We start from the raw sequence: 15,850 nt of genomic DNA, 5'->3' as shown, positions 1-15,850 counted from the left end.
GCGTCCCGGACAGTACACCGTCCTGCAGGTTCAGTGGTGCGTGGCGAGCCGCAGTCCAGTCACCGTGGCCGGGTCTGCCCAGTCTAGGCATGGGTTCTGAGCTGAAACCAGAGCCGGAGCGGCCTTTAGGCAACCTTTTTGACGATTAGTTTTGGAAGCTGGACGCGGCGTGCTCATGACTTCCGCTGCGAAGCGTTGTAGTGTCGGCACCGGAAAGCAGCTGCATGGCTGCGGGGCCTGCGTGACAAGGAGCGAACGATGGCAGTCAGTGACGAAGAAGCCCAGGTACTGGACCAGTGGAGCAACCGCCTGGCGCAGGCGCTGCAAATACTGGACCTTGACGTGGATAACGAGCTGCTCCTTGACCTGGCCCGGAAATCCGCCGACTCGGTCATCCACCCTGCAGCCCCTGTCACCACTTTCCTGGTGGGGTACGCTGCCGGGCTGGAAGCCGGAACGGGAAGCGCAGGGACACGGGAGGCAGCACGTGCCTCTGTTGAAAAAGCTGCCCGTGTAGCGTTCCACCTCTGCGAGGACGGGCAGGACAGCGGCCCTGCCAGCAAGGGCTGGGCCGATACAGGCCAGTAAGTCCGGCCTACCCTGCTGCCGCCGGTTCCCCCTCCGTAACTCGGGCCGGCTCGAGCCGGACGATCACGGCTTTGGACACCGGCGTCTGGCTTCCTTCGGCCACGCTCTCCAAGGGAACCAGGACATTTGCCTCCGGATAATAGGCTGCCGCACAACCACGCGCTGAGGGGTAGGACACCAGCCGGTAGTTCCGAAGTACCCGTTCCACGTTATCCGGGTACACACCGTGGATGTCCACGCGTTGCCCGTCTTCGAGTCCCAGTTCGGCCAGGTCAGCCGGGTTCACGAACACCACCTCCCGGCCTTTCTTGATGCCCCTGTACCGGTCATTGTGGCCGTAGATCGTTGTGTTGAACTGGTCATGTGAGCGCATGCTCTGCAGGATCAACGTGCCAGCGGGCCGTTCCACATGTTCAAGTTCGTTGACGGTGAGCATGGCCTTGCCGGTAGGGGTGTTGAACGACCGAGAGTCGCGGGGCCCGTTGGGCAGGATGAAACCGCCCTCCTGCCTGATCTTCCGGTTGTAGTCCTCGCAGCCAACCACCACACGGGAGATATGGTCCCGGATCAGGTCATAGTTCTTTTCGAAGCCGGCCCAGTCGGCAGTGAGCCGGTCTCCCAGCACCCGCTGCGCCAGCCGGCAGACGATGGCCACCTCGGAGAGCAGCCCCGGCGCCACCGGCTCCACCGTTCCATGCGAGGCGTGAACGGCGCACACGGTGTCCTCCACCGAGACGAACTGCGGGCCGGACTCCTGCCGGTCGATCTCCGTGCGCCCCAGTGTTGGCAGGATCAAGGCTTCGGCACCGGTAACCCCGTGGGAGTGGTTGAGCTTGGTGGAGATCTGGACGGAAAGCTCGGTGTTCTCCATCGCCCTTTCAGCTTCATGGGTGTCTGACATGGCGCCCACGAAGTTGCCTCCCATCGCTATGAAAACTTTCATGTCGCCGTCGCGCATCTGCCGGATGGTTTCCACCGCATCCGCACCATGATCCCGGGGCGGTTCAAAGTTGAATTCCTTGCCCAGGGCGTCCAGGAACGCCGGCGGCATCTGCTCCCAGATGCCCATGGTGCGGTCCCCCTGGACGTTGCTGTGTCCTCGTATAGGTGAGGCCCCGGCGCCGGGCTTGCCGATGTTTCCGCGCAGCAGCAGGAGGTTGATGATCTCCTTGATGGTGGCCACGCCCTTTTTCTGCTGCGTAATGCCCATGGCCCAGGTGATGATCACCTTCTCGGCACGAAGGTAGCGGTCTGCCAGTTCATCGATTTCCTCGGCGCCCAGGCCCGTGGCTTCAAGGACGGCCGCTTCATCGAGGTCGGCCAGGTGCTCCCGGAGTTCCTCAAGCCCCTGGCAGTGGTCCGCAAGGAACTGGTGATCCAGCACGGTTCCCGGAGCTGCGGCCTCGGCGTCCAGGACCCGCTTGGATACAGCCTGCAGCAGCGCCATGTCCCCGCCAATCCGGACCTGCAGGAACTGGTCGGCCAGATCCGTTCCACGGCCGATAATCCCCTTGACCTTCTGCGGGTTCTTGTAGCGCATCAGGCCGGCCTCCGGCAGCGGGTTGACCGCCACGATGCTGGCCCCCGCTTCCTTGGCTTCCTCAAGGGCAGTGAGCATCCGGGGATGATTCGTGCCGGGGTTCTGGCCCATGATGATGATCAGGTCCGCCTTGGCGAAGTCGTCATAGGACACAGTGGCCTTGCCCACGCCGATGGTCTGGCCCATGCCCCAGCCGGAGGACTCGTGGCACATGTTGGAGCAGTCCGGCAGGTTGTTGGTGCCGTACCCGCGGATGAACAGCTGGAACAGGAACGCCGCCTCATTGGAAGTGCGGCCGCTGGTGTAAAACGCTGCCTCGTCCGGACTTGGCAAAGACTGCAGCTTGTCCGCGATGATGCTGAACGCCTTGTCCCAGCTGACGGGCCGGTAATGGTCCTCGCCCGCGGCTTTGTACACGGGTTCCGTAAGCCGGCCCTGCATCCCCAGCCAATACTCGGACCGCTCCCTTAGCTCGGAGACCGGATGCTCAGACCAGAACTCCGAACTGACCACCACCGGGGTGGCTTCCCACGTGACAGCCTTGGCGCCGTTCTCACAGAATTCGAACGTCTTGCGGTGGCCAGGGTCCGGCCACGCGCAGCTCATGCAGTCAAAGCCGTCCTTCTGGTTCAGCGCCAGCAGGGTTTTCCGCGTCCTGTCCACGCCCATATGCTTCAGCGCAGGCTGCATGGAGTAGTAAACACCGGGCACTCCGGCCGCCCAGGATTTGGGATGACCCGTCACCTCAAGCTCGGACTCGTCGGTTTCTTCGACCTTCGGGTTTTCGCGCGTCACGGTGCACTCTCCTTGCTTGTATGGCCCCTAAACCTCGTAGCTTCTGCCGGCGGACCAGTTCCTTCCACAGTTGTTCAGGGTGGCCGGGAAGTCAAGGACGGGGCACCGCGTGTGTACACAACAGGAAAGAACCGGAGTGCCGATTTGTCCACATGGCAGACGGACCAGGACGACGCCGGGTCCCGGCCCGCGCTAGGCTTGATACCTCGGCTGAAGCAAGCGGCCGCAGGACCCACTGTGCGGAGCCGCTACCAAATGTCCGACGATCTTGCCCTCAACGCCCTCGCGGCGTCTTCCTTTTCCCTGCCGCAGCTGCGCGACGGCCAGCTGGACGGAATCCGCGCCCTTGTCGAAGGGCGCGATGTGCTGGCCGTGATGCCCACCGGCTACGGTAAATCCGCCATCTACCAAGTGGCCGCCCGGCATCTCCAGAACACCACGGGATGCCCTGCCGTCGTGATATCGCCACTCATCGCCCTGCAGGAGGACCAGCTGGACGGGCTGGCCGACGAGCTGGGCCAGGGTGCCGCCGTCGCTGTCAATTCCTCACGGAGCGACGGAGAGGTGGAGGCTGCCTGGCAGGCGGCTGAGTCCGGCGAGGCGACCTTCCTTTTCCTCGCGCCCGAGCAACTGGCCAAGCAGGAAACGGTGGATCGGATCGCGAAACTGGACGTCTCTTTGTTCGTGGTGGACGAGGCCCACTGTGTCTCCTCGTGGGGCCACGACTTTCGGCCCGACTACCTTAACCTCGGCAACGTCCGCGAGCGGCTGGGCAACCCGCCCGTGGCAGCACTGACCGCCACCGCGTCGCCGCCTGTGCGGGATGAGATCGCCGAACGGCTGGGTATGAAGGACCCGCTGGTCCTGGTTCATGGCTTCGACCGTCCCAACATCTCCCTCAATGTAGTCCGCCACCAGGAGGACAAGGGCAAGCGCAATGCCGTGCTGGAGCAGGTTGCGGCGCTGGCCCGGGATGACGGGCAGGGCCTGCTGTACGCCGCCTCCCGCAAGGACACAGAAAAGTATGCCGCCAAGCTCGAAAAGGAAGGGCTCCGCGCTGAGGCCTACCACGCGGGCCGGTCCGCTGGAGACCGCGAGCGCGTCCACGAGCAGTTCCTGGACGACCAGCTGGATGTTGTGGTTGCCACCACAGCATTTGGCATGGGCATCGACAAACCCAACGTGAGGTTTGTGGTCCACGCGGACATCCCGGAGTCCCTGGACGCGTACTACCAGGAGATCGGCAGGGCGGGCCGTGACGGTGACACCGCTTCCGCGGTGCTGCACTACCGTGCCGAGGACCTTGGCCTGCGCAAGTTCTTCGGCACCCACTCTCCGGATCCGGAATCGCTGCTGGCCGTGTTGAAGGTCCTCAAGTCCGCCGGGGCGCCCACTCCCAAAACCTCCCTGGCGGAGCTCACCGGCTTCCCGGTCCGCCGCGTCACCGGGCTGGTCAACCAACTGGAGGACACGGGCGCGGTCACCACCGGCAAGCGCGGCATCCGCCTCACCTCCAAAGCCACGCTGCCTTCCCTCGTGGACCGCGCCGTCGACAAGGCCGAGGCCCGGCAGCGGGTGGACCAGTCACGGCTGACCATGATGCGCGCCTACGCGGAGACGGACAGCTGCCGTCGCCAGTTCCTGCTGGGCTACTTCGGTGAACACCTGCCCGAACCGTGCGGCAACTGTGGTGCCTGCGCGGAGGCTGCCAATCGTGCCGATGTGCCTGCCGTGGGAATTCAAGGGCAGGACGACGGCGGGAAGGGGTCCGCTGAACAGCCCGCCCCCGCTGCCGACGATCCGTTCCCGCTCCAGTCCTCGGTGGTCCACAAGGAGTGGGGTCCGGGATTGGTGATGCGGCACGAGGACGACGTCATTACCGTCCTGTTCGAGCAGGAGGGCTACAAAACCCTCTCACGCACCGCCGTCGTGGAGCATGAACTCTTGAAACCTGCCTAGGTTATGCCAGCTTAGGTACGCTGGAAGGACATTCCGACGAAAGGCCTGCCGCGTGGAAGTACCGTCCTATGTCTGGACCCTGACCATTGTTGGAATCGTTGGCCTGCTTGCTTTCGATTTCTTCTTCCATGTGCGGAAGGCCCACACGCCTTCCCTCAAGGAAGCGGCCATCTGGTCCGCGATCTATGTGGGTATCGCCCTGCTGTTCGGGCTGGGCGTGCTGCTGTTCGGCGGTCCCACCATGGGCACCGAGTACTTCGCGGGGTACGTGACCGAGAAGGCACTGTCCGTCGATAACCTCTTTGTCTTCCTCATCATCATGGCCAGCTTCAGGGTGCCGCGCGCGGACCAGCAAAAGGTGCTGTTGTTCGGCATCGTCTTCTCGCTGATTGCCCGGACCGGTTTCATCCTCCTCGGAGCTGCGCTGATCAACAGCTTCGCCTGGGTGTTCTACATCTTCGGACTGATCCTGCTCATCACTGCCGGCAACCTGCTCCGGCCCGAAGGCCACGACCAACACTCCGAAGGCCTGGTGGTCCGGCTCGCCAAGAAGTACCTTCCGGCGTCGGCGCATTACGACGGCGACAAGCTCTTCACCATTGAGAACGGCAAACGCGTCCTCACCCCGATGCTCCTGGTGATGGTGGCCATCGGCGGCACGGACATTTTGTTTGCCCTCGATTCCATTCCGGCCATCTTCGGCCTGACCCAGAACGTGTTCATCGTCTTCACCGCCACCGCTTTCTCCCTCATGGGCCTGCGGCAGCTCTACTTCCTGATCGACGGTCTGCTGGACCGCCTGATCTTCCTCTCCTACGGCCTGGCAGCAATCCTTGGTTTCATCGGGGTGAAGCTCATCCTGCACGCCCTTCACGAGAACACGCTTCCCTTCATCAACGACGGCCAACACGTCAACGTGGTGGAAGTAAGCACACAGGTCTCACTGAGCGTAATCCTTGGCGTCCTGCTGGTAACGGTCCTGGCCTCCATCTTCAGCCCCAAGGGCAAGGCCAAGAACGCTGTGTCCGGCGCCAGGCGCCATGCCAACGAGTACCTGGACCTCAACTACGAGACGGACATGGTGGAGCGGGACAAGATCTTCGCAAAGATGTGCCGGGAGGAAGACCAGATCCGCAAGCTGCCTGAGAAGTACAAGAAGCTCATCCGAAACGAAACCGAGTTTACGGACCTGCTGCAAAAGGCTCACATCGAGCACGACAAGGCCCAGGTGCGCGAGGACGCCAAAGGCTGACCCGGCCGCAGTGTCAGTGCCTCTTGCTAGGTTGAACTCGAGGCCAGGGGAATTTCCTTAGGTCCGGCTGTCGATGGGGAGGCCCCGTGTTTTTACTCGAAGCTGCAGTGCCTGGCGCGCCGCCGGACCTGGTGTTTTCCGCCAGCGACCTGGTGGCGGCCAGCGAATGTGAGTACCGCACGCTCCGGATCCTGGACGAAAAACTGGGCCGCGCGCCGAAGGCCGAGTTTCAGGCTGACGAGATGCAGGTCCGTGCCGGTGAGCTGGGTGACAAGCACGAGCAAACCGTGCTGGCCAGCCTGATCGCCAAGTACGGTAAATGGGATGCCAGCCGCGGTGCGGGCGTCTACTCGCTGGACCGGGGACAGAACCTGCGCGGGGACCTGCAGGCAAAGCACGCCGAAACCGAGCTCGCCCTGCGGTCCGGGGCCGACGTCGTTTTCCAGGCCACCTTCTTCGACGGCGAACTCCTTGGGTACGCGGACTTCCTCGTCAACGAGACTGCCGGCACCGGCAGCCCGGGGCGTTACGAAGTCTGGGATACCAAGTTGGCCCGGCATGCCAAAGTGGGCGCCCTGCTGCAGCTGGCGGCGTACGGGGACCAGCTTCTCGGGATGGGACTCGAACCCTCCCCAACGGCCATCTTGGTGCTCGGCACCCGCGTGGGTGACGACTGGCTCCGCAGCAGCCACTCGCTTCCGGATTTGCTGCCTGTTTTCCGGGAACGGCGGCGCCGCTTCCGCGAGTTGACAGCCCAGCACCGGTCCGCTGATACCGCCGTGCAGTGGCAGCAGCGGGGCATCGTCCACTGCGGCCGGTGTGACTACTGCGCGGAGCAGGTTCAAGTCCACCGGGACCTGTTGATGGTGGCCGGCATGTCAGTGGTGCAGCGTAGGAAGCTGAATGCTGCAGGGATCCGCACCATCGACCAGTTGGCGGCAATGCCCGTCGAGGAAGCCAGAAATTCTGTGCTCCGGCTGCGTGCCCAGGCCCGGATGCAGCTTGGCCTCGATGCTCCGGCCGGATCCCGGACCTTCACGAAGGACGGCCAACCGCATACGGTCTCGTTCACGGTGCTTCCGGAGAACACCATTGGGGCCCTTCCAGCTCCCAGCCCTGGCGATATCTTTTTCGACTTCGAGGGCGACCCGCTCTGGCAGGACTTTGCCACCGGAGCCTGGGGTATCGAGTACCTGTTCGGTGTGATCGAGGCTCCGGTTCCGGGTCATCCCGGCAGTCCTGTTTTCCGCCCCTTCTGGGCGCACTCCCGGTCCGAGGAACGCCGCGCCTTTCTGGACTTCCTAAAATACGTGGAGGAGCGGCGGGCACGCTACCCGGACATGCACGTCTACCATTACGCGGCCTACGAAAAGACGGCGCTGCGAAACCTTTCCCTCGCCCACCAGGCCGGCGAGGACACGGTGGACTCCTGGCTCCGGGAAGGCCTGCTCGTAGACCTCTACTCCACAGTCCGGCAGTCCTTGCGCATTTCAGAAGCGTCGTACTCCATCAAAAAGCTGGAACCGCTGTACATGGGCAGCAACCTCCGCTCCGGGGACGTTAAGGACGCCGGAGCCTCCGTCGTGGCCTACGCTGCCTACTGTGCAGCCCGGGATGCGGGGAACGCCGCAGAGGCGGAAAAGGTCCTCACGTCGATTTCGGACTACAACCAGTACGACTGCCTTTCCACCCTCCGGCTGCGCGATTGGCTCCTGGAGGTGGCCGGAGAGGATGCTGCGGGGGCAGGAGCGGGACAGCGCCCCGAGGCCGCACCGGCCGAACGCCCGGCGGCCCCGGAAGAAACTCCCGAGGAGTCCAGGCTGCGCGAATATCTCGCCGGGCTGCCGGACAACCGTCCCTGGACGAACGACGAACGCGCCATCGCCATGGTGGCCGCCGCTACTGGATATCACCGCCGCGAACGCAAGCAGTTCTGGTGGCAGCACTTCGACCGGGTGGAAGCACCGCTCGAGAACTGGTCCGACCAGCGGAACGTGTTTGTGGTGTCTTCAGCGGAAGTGACGTCCGATTGGGCCCTTGCCAAGCCGCGGGAACGGATGCGCACCCGTATTCTGCGGCTTCAGGGCACCATGACAGAGGGGTCGGATTTCCGATCGGACTCCAGCTGGTGCCGGCTCTACGATGCGCCGCCGCCGGACGGTATGGCCGATCCCGATGCCGCTCCCGGAGCCAGGGCGTTCGCGTTTGGGACCAGGATCAGCGAGGTTGGGCCGGCGCCGGACAACCCGGAGCACACCGTGATCACCATCGCCGAGCGTGAGTCCGGAAGGGTTGCTGCCTACCCGCACCTGCCCGTTGCCCTCACGGAGGACCAGCCCCTTTCGACGGCCAGCATCGAAGCTGCCATCGAGGAAATCGCCGCCAGCGTCGGCGCCTCCGTGCCGCACCTGCCTGCCCAGCCTGGACTGGACATCCTGCGAAAGCAGACCCCGCGTTTCCGCACCCTCCGGCAGCCCGTGGGCGTCCCGCATGAACGGGACGGTTCGGCGGATTACGCTGCCGCGATCACCGATTCCGTCCGTGACCTCGACCGTTCCTACCTCGCCGTCCAGGGACCGCCCGGGACGGGAAAGACATACATTGGCGCCCACGTGATCGGCCGGCTCGTTGGCGAAGGCTGGAAGATCGGTGTGGTCGGCCAGTCACACAACGTGGTGGAAAACCTGCTGTGCTGCGCCATCAGAACCGGCGGCGTGGATCCGGCTGTTGTGGCCAAGAAGCTTGCGTCGCCACACGACGTTCCGTGGAAGTCCTCAGTCGACGGCGACGTGGCCAGGCTGTTGGCGTCTCCCGGGGGCTGCCTCGTAGGCGGCACCGCCTGGACCATGACGGGCAAAGAAGTGCCCGCTGGTTCCCTGGATCTGCTGGTCATTGACGAGGCGGGGCAGTTCTCGCTCGCCAACACCCTGGCTGTCTCGCGGGCAGCCAAACGGCTCCTCCTGCTCGGCGATCCGCAGCAGCTGCCGCAGGTCTCGCAGGGTGCACACCCGGAGCCGGTGGATGAATCAGCTTTGGGGTGGCTCGCAGCAGGCCACGCCACCCTCCCTGCCAACCTTGGTTATTTCCTGGCCGACAGCTGGCGGATGCACCCGGATTTGTGCCGTGCAGTCTCCCGGTTAAGCTACGAAGGAAAGCTCCAGGCTGCCCCTGCGGCTTCACAGCGCCAGCTTGAGCAACTGCTGCCAGGGGTTGAGACAGCCTTCGTCAACCACAGCGGCAACACCACCGCGTCGAAGGAGGAAGCCGCCGAGGTCGTGCGCCAGGCGCGGCGGCATCTTGGGCTGAAGTGGACTCCTGCCGCGGATGCGGAGTCCCAGCCCCTTGAACAGAAAGACCTCCTGGTGGTGGCCGCCTACAACGCGCAGGTCCACCTGATCCGGAAATCCCTCGAGGAAGATGGCCTGACCGGCGTCCGGGTCGGGACGGTAGACAAGTTCCAGGGCCAGGAGGCACCGGTGGTGCTCGTTTCGATGGCGTGTTCGGCCGTCAGCGAGGCACCACGCGGGGCGGAGTTCCTGCTGAACAGGAACCGGATCAACGTGGCGGTATCCCGCGGGCAGTGGCGGGCGGTCATCATCCGCTCCCCCGAACTGACCAGCTACATGCCGCACCGTCCCGCCGCCTTGGAGGAGCTCGGTGCCTTTATCGGTCTCAGCCCACAGGAGTGAGGGACGCAGATTGGTGGAGGCAATCCCGTGAGAGATCGGCAAACCTGCAGGTGCCGGTCAGCGGGCCCTGAAACTGCGGAAGCTGCCGTCAGCCTGTGACATCGCGTCCTCCACGCGTTCCACCCGACCCGGCGTTGCATCGGAGTTCAGCCAAGCCCGGAGCTCGTGGATCTTCCATTGGGGCCCCTCGGCCACCAGGGCGACCGAACCGTCGTCGAGGTTCTTCACCTCACCGGTGAGGCCCAGCTCCTCCGCCTTGCCCATGGTCCAGAAGCGGAAACCAACGCCTTGGACGACACCGAAAACGCGGGCAGTCAGCCGCACGGCCTCAGTGCCGGGCGCATCGGACGACGAAGCTTCCCTGCCGGTCATCTGGGCTCCCCTCTGCTAACCGACCAGCTGCTCACCAACTGGCTGCTCAGCAACAGACTGGCCGAACAACCCGCCCAACCAAGTAGCGCTATGTGTCGTTATAACGCTCCATAACAACACGTAGTGCGACCCAGTTGGGCCGGTGGTGGCGGTTAGTTGATGGTGATGTCGCGGGTGCGGTGGTCGTAACGGATGGTGACCGTGCCGCCGTCGTGGTGCAGCTCGTGGTTGGGACCGTCGAACGTGCCGAACGCACCGTAGTTCTCGTCCCAGGACCGGTTCAGCGCGATTTTGAAGGTGTAGTGGCCGGCCGGCAGCTCGGCGCTCTTCTTCCAGAGCTGGTCCAGGAAGTCGAACTCCATCTGCGCTTCGTCGTACTGCGGAGCCCAGTTCTCGGGTGCGCCAAGGATGGTGTTGAAATCGCCGGCGACGGCCACCGCTTCGGGCTGCGGGTGCGTCTCGACGTCCGGGTCCTCGAAGGAACCAACAGCCGCCGGCGCTTCAGCCTCCGTGGTCGCGGCAGGAGCCTTGCCCTTGCGGACGGCCTTCACCACAGGCTCGACGGCGTCTTCGAGCACCTTGGCTGCCTTGCCTACGGCTGCAGCGGCCTTCTTCGCAGGGGTCTTCTTCGCCGGCTTCTTGGTCTCCGTCTTGGTGGTGGCCTCCGCCGGCGCCGTGGTTTCGGCGGTCGCGAAGGTAGGGCGCACGAATCCTGCGGGAGCCGTGGGAACCGGGGTCTCGGCAGGAACAGGGGTGCCGGCGTCGAGCGCGGAGGCGAAGGACACCGGATCCGGAAAGGCCACCGTGGCGCGCATGCCGTCTTCGGTGATGGTCCAGCCCGAGCGGCCCTTGACCAGCCAGCCGGCTTTGACCAGCTTGGCGGTGGCTGAAGTCAGCGTCTTGTGGCCGCGGGGAATGCCGCCGCTGAGCAGTTCGCGCTCGTGGTCGTTGAACGGCACGCGGGCGGTAGCCTCAGCGAGGACCTGGCCCGCGTTCAGTGCCTCACCGGACCACACGCCTTCGGTCAGGACATCCAGCACGGTCTTGAGTCGAAGGAAGGTGTTTTCTGCGGTGGACTTGGCCATGATTCCCCTTTTATAAAGCGATCGGTCTTAGGCATCATGCCAACTGCCCGTTAAATCGCGCGACTTGAAATGGTTAACTCTGCGTGTCGTGACCGACTATGAAGCGGACATTCCAACAAGTGAGTCTGGAGTATCGGGTATAGGGCTGAGTGCACAACCCCGGAGCGCTGGCATTGGTGCCGCTCCGCACCTTCCCAGATACGCCTGCGGCACCAAGTTTAGCGTTATCAGGGCAGGGACGTTGCGTCCGACACAACCGACCTCAGTGCGTTACCTCGCCGCCGTTCAATTCGTCCAGCAACTCTGCCTTCCGCTCCTCCGAAGCGAAGGACGAATGGATGGAGTTTGCGGCCAGCCGGGCCTTGTCGAAATCAGAGAGTTCGAACACCGTTTCCAGCTGGGCGAAGTTGTCATCCACGTAGCCACCGAAATAGGCGGGATCGTCCGAGTTGACCGAGACATTGAGCCCCGCCGCGAGCATGGCGGGCAGCGGGTGGTCGGCAAGGGTGTCCACGGCGCGCAGCCGCACGTTGGACAACGGGCACACCGTCAGCGGGATCCGGGCGTCCACGAGGCGCTCCACGAGGTCCGGATCGTCCATGCAGCGGATGCCATGGTCGATCCGCTCCACTCCCAGGATGTCCAGGGCTTCAATAATGTACGACGCCGGCCCCTCCTCGCCTGCGTGGGCGGTCAGCCGCAGGCCCGCTTCGCGCGCCTTGTCGTAAAGCCGCTCAAACTTCGACGGCGGATTGCCCACCTCCGCGGAGTCCAGTCCGATCGCACCGATTGGTGCGTTCATGGCCAGGAGCCTGCCCAGGATTTCCAGTGCAGATTCTTCCGACAGATCCCGCAGGAACGCCGCGATCAGCATGGTGGACATCCCGTAGTCCTGCTCGGAAGTCGCCAAAACCGAAGCCACTCCGTTGACGCAGGTTTCCAGGGGGACGCCTCGCGAGGTGTGCGCCTGGGGGTCCATCATGATCTCGGCATGCCGCACCCCTGCAGCGGCAGCGCGCTCCAGGTACGCACGGGTCATATCGGCGAAATCTTGTTCCGTCTGCAGAACCGCCATGTTGGCGTAGTACAGGTCAAGGAACGACTGCAGGTCCGTGAACTCGTACTTTTCCCGTAATTCGTCCAGGCCGTTGTACGGCAACACGATGCCATTCCGCTCCGCGAGCGCAAAGATCAACTCCGGCTGGAGTGTCCCCTCAATGTGGAGGTGCAGTTCCGCCACCGGAAGGAGCCTGGCAGAGACCTCAGGCTCAACTGCAACGGGTTCGGTTTCAGGCGCGGCAGTACCGGCCGCAAAGTTTTCCATTCGGTCAGGATAATGCCCTGCACCGGATTCGCCACTAGAGTCGAACCAATGCAGAACGCCAAGCACGCTGATGACCTGCAGTATCCGTCTCCTGCCCACCCAACCGACGGCTTTGTCCGGGTGCGCGGAGCCCGCGAGAACAATCTCCGCAACGTGGACGTTGATGTTCCACGCGATGCAATCGTGGCGTTCACCGGGGTGTCCGGCTCCGGGAAGTCATCACTTGCTTTCGGCACGATTTACGCTGAGGCACAGCGCCGCTACTTCGAATCCGTAGCCCCGTACGCGCGCCGCCTTATCCAGCAGGGGCACAATCCCAAGGTGGAGTTGATCAGCGGCCTGCCCCCCGCCGTCGCGCTTCAACAGCGCCGCGGCGCACCCAGCAGCCGGTCCACAGTGGGAACGGTCACCACGCTCTCCAATTCCCTGCGGATGCTCTTTTCCCGCGCGGGCACTTACCCCGCCGGCAGCACACAGCTGGACTCGGACGCCTTTTCTCCCAATACAGCCGCCGGAGCATGCCGGGAATGCCACGGCCTGGGCATCGCGCACACAGTCACCGAGTCCTCGCTGGTCCCGGACCAGTCACTAAGCATTCGTGATGGCGCCATCGCTGCCTGGCCCGGCGCGTGGCAGGGAAAGAACCTGCGGGACATCCTTGGGCACCTGGGTTACGACGTCGACGTCCCGTGGCGCAAGCTGCCGAAGAAACACCGCGACTGGATCCTCTTCACGGAGGAACAGCCCGTGGTGGAGGTAACTCCCCAGCGCGACCGTGTGGCCAAACCGTACAAGGGGCGCTTCTGGAGTGCCAGGAGTTACGTGCTCCATACGCTGGCCGATTCGCAAAGCGCCGCCATGCGGGAGCGGGTGCTTGCGTTTATGCAGTCCGGACCTTGCCCGCGCTGTTCCGGCACCGGGCTGACCCCGGAGGCACTGGCCGTGACGTTTGCCGGCAGGACCATCGCGGAACTCAACCGCCTCCCCATGGCGGACCTTGCGGAGATCGTCCGCCCCACGTCGGAGTTGCACGACGCCGGCACCGCCTCCCGTACGCACGTTTCCGGCGAGTCGAACGAGGTTGCCGTAGCGATCACCAGGGACCTGCTCCAACGCATCACCGTCCTGCTGGACCTCGGGCTCGGCTACCTCGCTCTGGGCCGGGCTACCCCGACACTGTCGCCGGGCGAGATGCAGCGGCTGCGCATCGCCACCCAGCTGCGCTCCGGCCTCTTTGGCGTGATCTACGTGCTGGACGAGCCGTCCGCCGGACTCCATCCGGCCGACGCCGAACCCCTCCTGGACGTCCTGGAGCAACTGAAGGCCTCCGGCAACTCGGTGTTCGTGGTGGAGCACAACATGGACGTGGTCCGCCGGGCCGACTGGCTGGTGGACGTGGGCCCACGGGCGGGTGAAGGCGGCGGCGAGGTGCTCTACAGCGGGCCCGTGGACGGTCTCGCGGACATCGAGGCGTCCGTCACCAGGCCGTTCCTGCTTGGGAACGCCATGCCACAAATGCCTGATGTTGCGCGCAAGCCGCAAATACGGGAGCCGGCCGGATGGCTGGAGCTGACGGACATCAGCCGGCACAACCTGCGGGGACTGGATGCCCGTTTTCCCCTTGGTGTCCTTACTGCCGTGACCGGCGTTTCGGGCTCCGGAAAGTCCACCCTTGTCAGCCGGGTGCTCGGCGAGATGGTGGGCTCCGGACTCAAGGCACCCGTGGAGCTAGAGGAGTCCGGGGAGCCCCTGGCGCTGGGAACCGTCACGGGAAGCGACCACATTGACCGCCTGGTGACCGTGGACCAGAAGCCCATCGGGCGGACGCCGCGCTCCAACCTGGCTACCTACACGGGACTTTTTGACGCCGTCCGCAAGGAATTTGCTGCCACCGAACACGCCAGGCTCCACGGCTTCGGTGCGGGCAGGTTTTCGTTCAATGTGGCAGGCGGGCGCTGCGAGACCTGCCAGGGTGAGGGCTTTGTGGCAGTGGAACTGCTTTTCCTGCCCGGTAGTTACGGCCCATGCCCCGAATGCGCTGGTTCCCGTTACAACCCGGAAACGCTCGAGGTGGAGTACCGGGGCAAGAACGTGGCGGAAGTTTTGGCGATGACGGTGGATATCGCCGCGGCGTTCCTGGCCCACGTCCCCGCCGCCGCGCGGAGCCTGAAGAGCCTCCAGGACGTGGGGCTCGGCTATCTCCGGCTCGGGCAGCCGGCCACGGAGCTCTCCGGCGGGGAGGCGCAACGCATCAAACTGGCCACAGAGCTTCAGCGGGCGCAGCGCGGCCACACCCTGTACTTGCTCGATGAACCAACCACGGGCCTGCATCCCGCCGACGTGGAATTGCTCATGGCACAGCTCCACGGACTGGTGGACGCCGGAAACTCGGTGGTGGTTGTGGAGCACGAAATGGCAGTGGTGGCCGGTGCTGACTGGGTAATCGATCTGGGGCCTTCAGGCGGGGACAAAGGCGGGCAGGTCATGGCAACGGGGACACCCGCCGCCGTCGCGCAATCCCAGGAAAGCCGCACTGCACCGTATCTGGCAGCGGCCCTCGGAGGAAAACACCTGTGACGGCCAGAAATATCTCGATTTGATAACGCTCGGTTGATGTCCTAGCGTGAAAGGCATGCCCGCGAACGCGGGCGCATGTATGCCCGGTGCTGCCTCCACCAGAACTGCCCAGCCGGCAGCCACCGAACTTGACCTCTATTCGTCAGGGGTGGGCAGTGGCGCGACGATCTCCGGGGACGGAACCAGCGCAGGTGGCCTTCAGGAGCATCACCATCATGAAAAAAACCACTTTCCGTACTGCCGCGCGCCGCGGAGCCACCGTGGCAGCCATTTCGGCTGCCGGCATCGCCCTTTCCGCCACCGGGGCCAACGCCGCCACCAGCACGTCCACCTGGGATGCCCTCGCCCAGTGCGAGAGCGGCGGCAACTGGGCCATCAACACAGGCAACGGCTACAGCGGCGGCCTTCAGTTCAGCCCCAGCACCTGGGCAGCTTACGGTGGCACCGGATCAGCCGCTGACGCCAGCCGCGAACAGCAGATCGCCGTGGCCGAGCAGGTCCAGGCGTCTCAGGGTTGGGGTGCCTGGCCGTCCTGCGCTTCACGGCTCGGCCTCAGCGGGGGCGCCACCGGTGTTGCACCGCAGAGCCTTCCCGTCCAGAGCGCGCCAGCGCAGTCTCCAGCCCAGGCCGCGCCCGTAACCTCGGCGCCCGCTTCCCCGGCGCCCGCTG

Annotated in this window: 10 protein-coding genes; 6 read left to right on the top strand and 4 right to left on the bottom strand. The window is 64.5% G+C overall.

Annotated elements, in window-relative coordinates:
- Positions 1 to 258: 258 nt before the first annotated feature.
- A complete protein-coding gene (locus tag AC5RWX_RS22135; protein ID WP_494098456.1) occupies positions 259 to 588 on the top strand; it encodes a DUF6457 domain-containing protein in 330 nt (109 codons plus the stop codon).
- A gap of 7 nt (positions 589 to 595) precedes the next feature.
- Here the strand turns inward: AC5RWX_RS22135 and AC5RWX_RS22130 are convergent, their stop codons facing one another.
- Positions 596 to 2,923 (bottom strand): FdhF/YdeP family oxidoreductase, encoded by a 2,328-nt coding sequence (locus AC5RWX_RS22130; RefSeq protein ID WP_494098455.1) that lies wholly within the window; start codon positions 2,921 to 2,923, stop codon positions 596 to 598.
- Between the two features lie 255 nt (positions 2,924 to 3,178).
- Here AC5RWX_RS22130 and AC5RWX_RS22125 point away from each other — a divergent pair, with 255 nt between their 5' ends.
- The 3 genes from AC5RWX_RS22125 (at position 3,179) to AC5RWX_RS22115 (ending at position 9,823) form a co-directional block, all read left to right on the top strand.
- On the top strand, positions 3,179 to 4,882 hold the full coding sequence (locus AC5RWX_RS22125) for a RecQ family ATP-dependent DNA helicase (protein ID WP_494098454.1): 1,704 nt from the start codon (positions 3,179 to 3,181) through the stop codon (positions 4,880 to 4,882).
- A gap of 52 nt (positions 4,883 to 4,934) precedes the next feature.
- Positions 4,935 to 6,134 carry a TerC family protein gene (locus AC5RWX_RS22120; RefSeq protein ID WP_494098453.1) on the top strand — a complete coding sequence of 400 codons (1,200 nt, stop codon included), beginning with the start codon at positions 4,935 to 4,937 and terminating at the stop codon, positions 6,132 to 6,134.
- Positions 6,135 to 6,220: 86 nt separating this feature from the next.
- Positions 6,221 to 9,823 carry a TM0106 family RecB-like putative nuclease gene (locus AC5RWX_RS22115; protein ID WP_494098452.1) on the top strand — a complete coding sequence of 1,201 codons (3,603 nt, stop codon included), beginning with the start codon at positions 6,221 to 6,223 and terminating at the stop codon, positions 9,821 to 9,823.
- A gap of 57 nt (positions 9,824 to 9,880) precedes the next feature.
- Here AC5RWX_RS22115 and AC5RWX_RS22110 read toward each other — a convergent pair whose 3' ends face one another.
- The 3 genes from AC5RWX_RS22110 to AC5RWX_RS22100 form a co-directional block, all read right to left on the bottom strand.
- Complete coding sequence (locus AC5RWX_RS22110) at positions 9,881 to 10,195, bottom strand: acylphosphatase (protein ID WP_494098451.1); 315 nt, start codon at positions 10,193 to 10,195, stop codon at positions 9,881 to 9,883.
- 152 nt (positions 10,196 to 10,347) lie between these two features.
- Positions 10,348 to 11,280, bottom strand: a complete 933-nt coding sequence (locus tag AC5RWX_RS22105; RefSeq protein ID WP_494098450.1) for a pullulanase X25 domain-containing protein — start codon at positions 11,278 to 11,280, stop codon at positions 10,348 to 10,350.
- A gap of 262 nt (positions 11,281 to 11,542) precedes the next feature.
- Positions 11,543 to 12,604, bottom strand: a complete 1,062-nt coding sequence (locus AC5RWX_RS22100) for an adenosine deaminase (protein ID WP_494098449.1) — start codon at positions 12,602 to 12,604, stop codon at positions 11,543 to 11,545.
- 48 nt (positions 12,605 to 12,652) lie between these two features.
- Here AC5RWX_RS22100 and uvrA point away from each other — a divergent pair, with 48 nt between their 5' ends.
- Positions 12,653 to 15,181: an excinuclease ABC subunit UvrA gene (uvrA, locus tag AC5RWX_RS22095; RefSeq protein ID WP_494098448.1), complete on the top strand. Its 2,529-nt coding sequence runs from the start codon at positions 12,653 to 12,655 to the stop codon at positions 15,179 to 15,181.
- 215 nt (positions 15,182 to 15,396) lie between these two features.
- Positions 15,397 to 15,850 (top strand): transglycosylase family protein (locus AC5RWX_RS22090; protein WP_494098447.1); only part of this gene is annotated, 454 nt, incomplete at its 3' end.

This window comes from Arthrobacter sp. SPT-J7 (assembly GCF_059089965.1).
The sequence above is the reverse complement of the archived record's forward strand: the minus strand, read 5'-3'. Positions and strand labels throughout refer to the sequence as shown.

Coding starts and splice junctions, on each gene's coding strand:
- AC5RWX_RS22135 (WP_494098456.1), top strand. CDS start 259: ATGGCAGTCAGTGACGAAGAAGCCCAGGTACTGGACCAGTGGAGCAAC.
- AC5RWX_RS22125 (WP_494098454.1), top strand. CDS start 3,179: ATGTCCGACGATCTTGCCCTCAACGCCCTCGCGGCGTCTTCCTTTTCC.
- AC5RWX_RS22110 (WP_494098451.1), bottom strand. CDS start 10,195: ATGACCGGCAGGGAAGCTTCGTCGTCCGATGCGCCCGGCACTGAGGCC.
- AC5RWX_RS22105 (WP_494098450.1), bottom strand. CDS start 11,280: ATGGCCAAGTCCACCGCAGAAAACACCTTCCTTCGACTCAAGACCGTG.
- AC5RWX_RS22100 (WP_494098449.1), bottom strand. CDS start 12,604: ATGGAAAACTTTGCGGCCGGTACTGCCGCGCCTGAAACCGAACCCGTT.
- uvrA (WP_494098448.1), top strand. CDS start 12,653: ATGCAGAACGCCAAGCACGCTGATGACCTGCAGTATCCGTCTCCTGCC.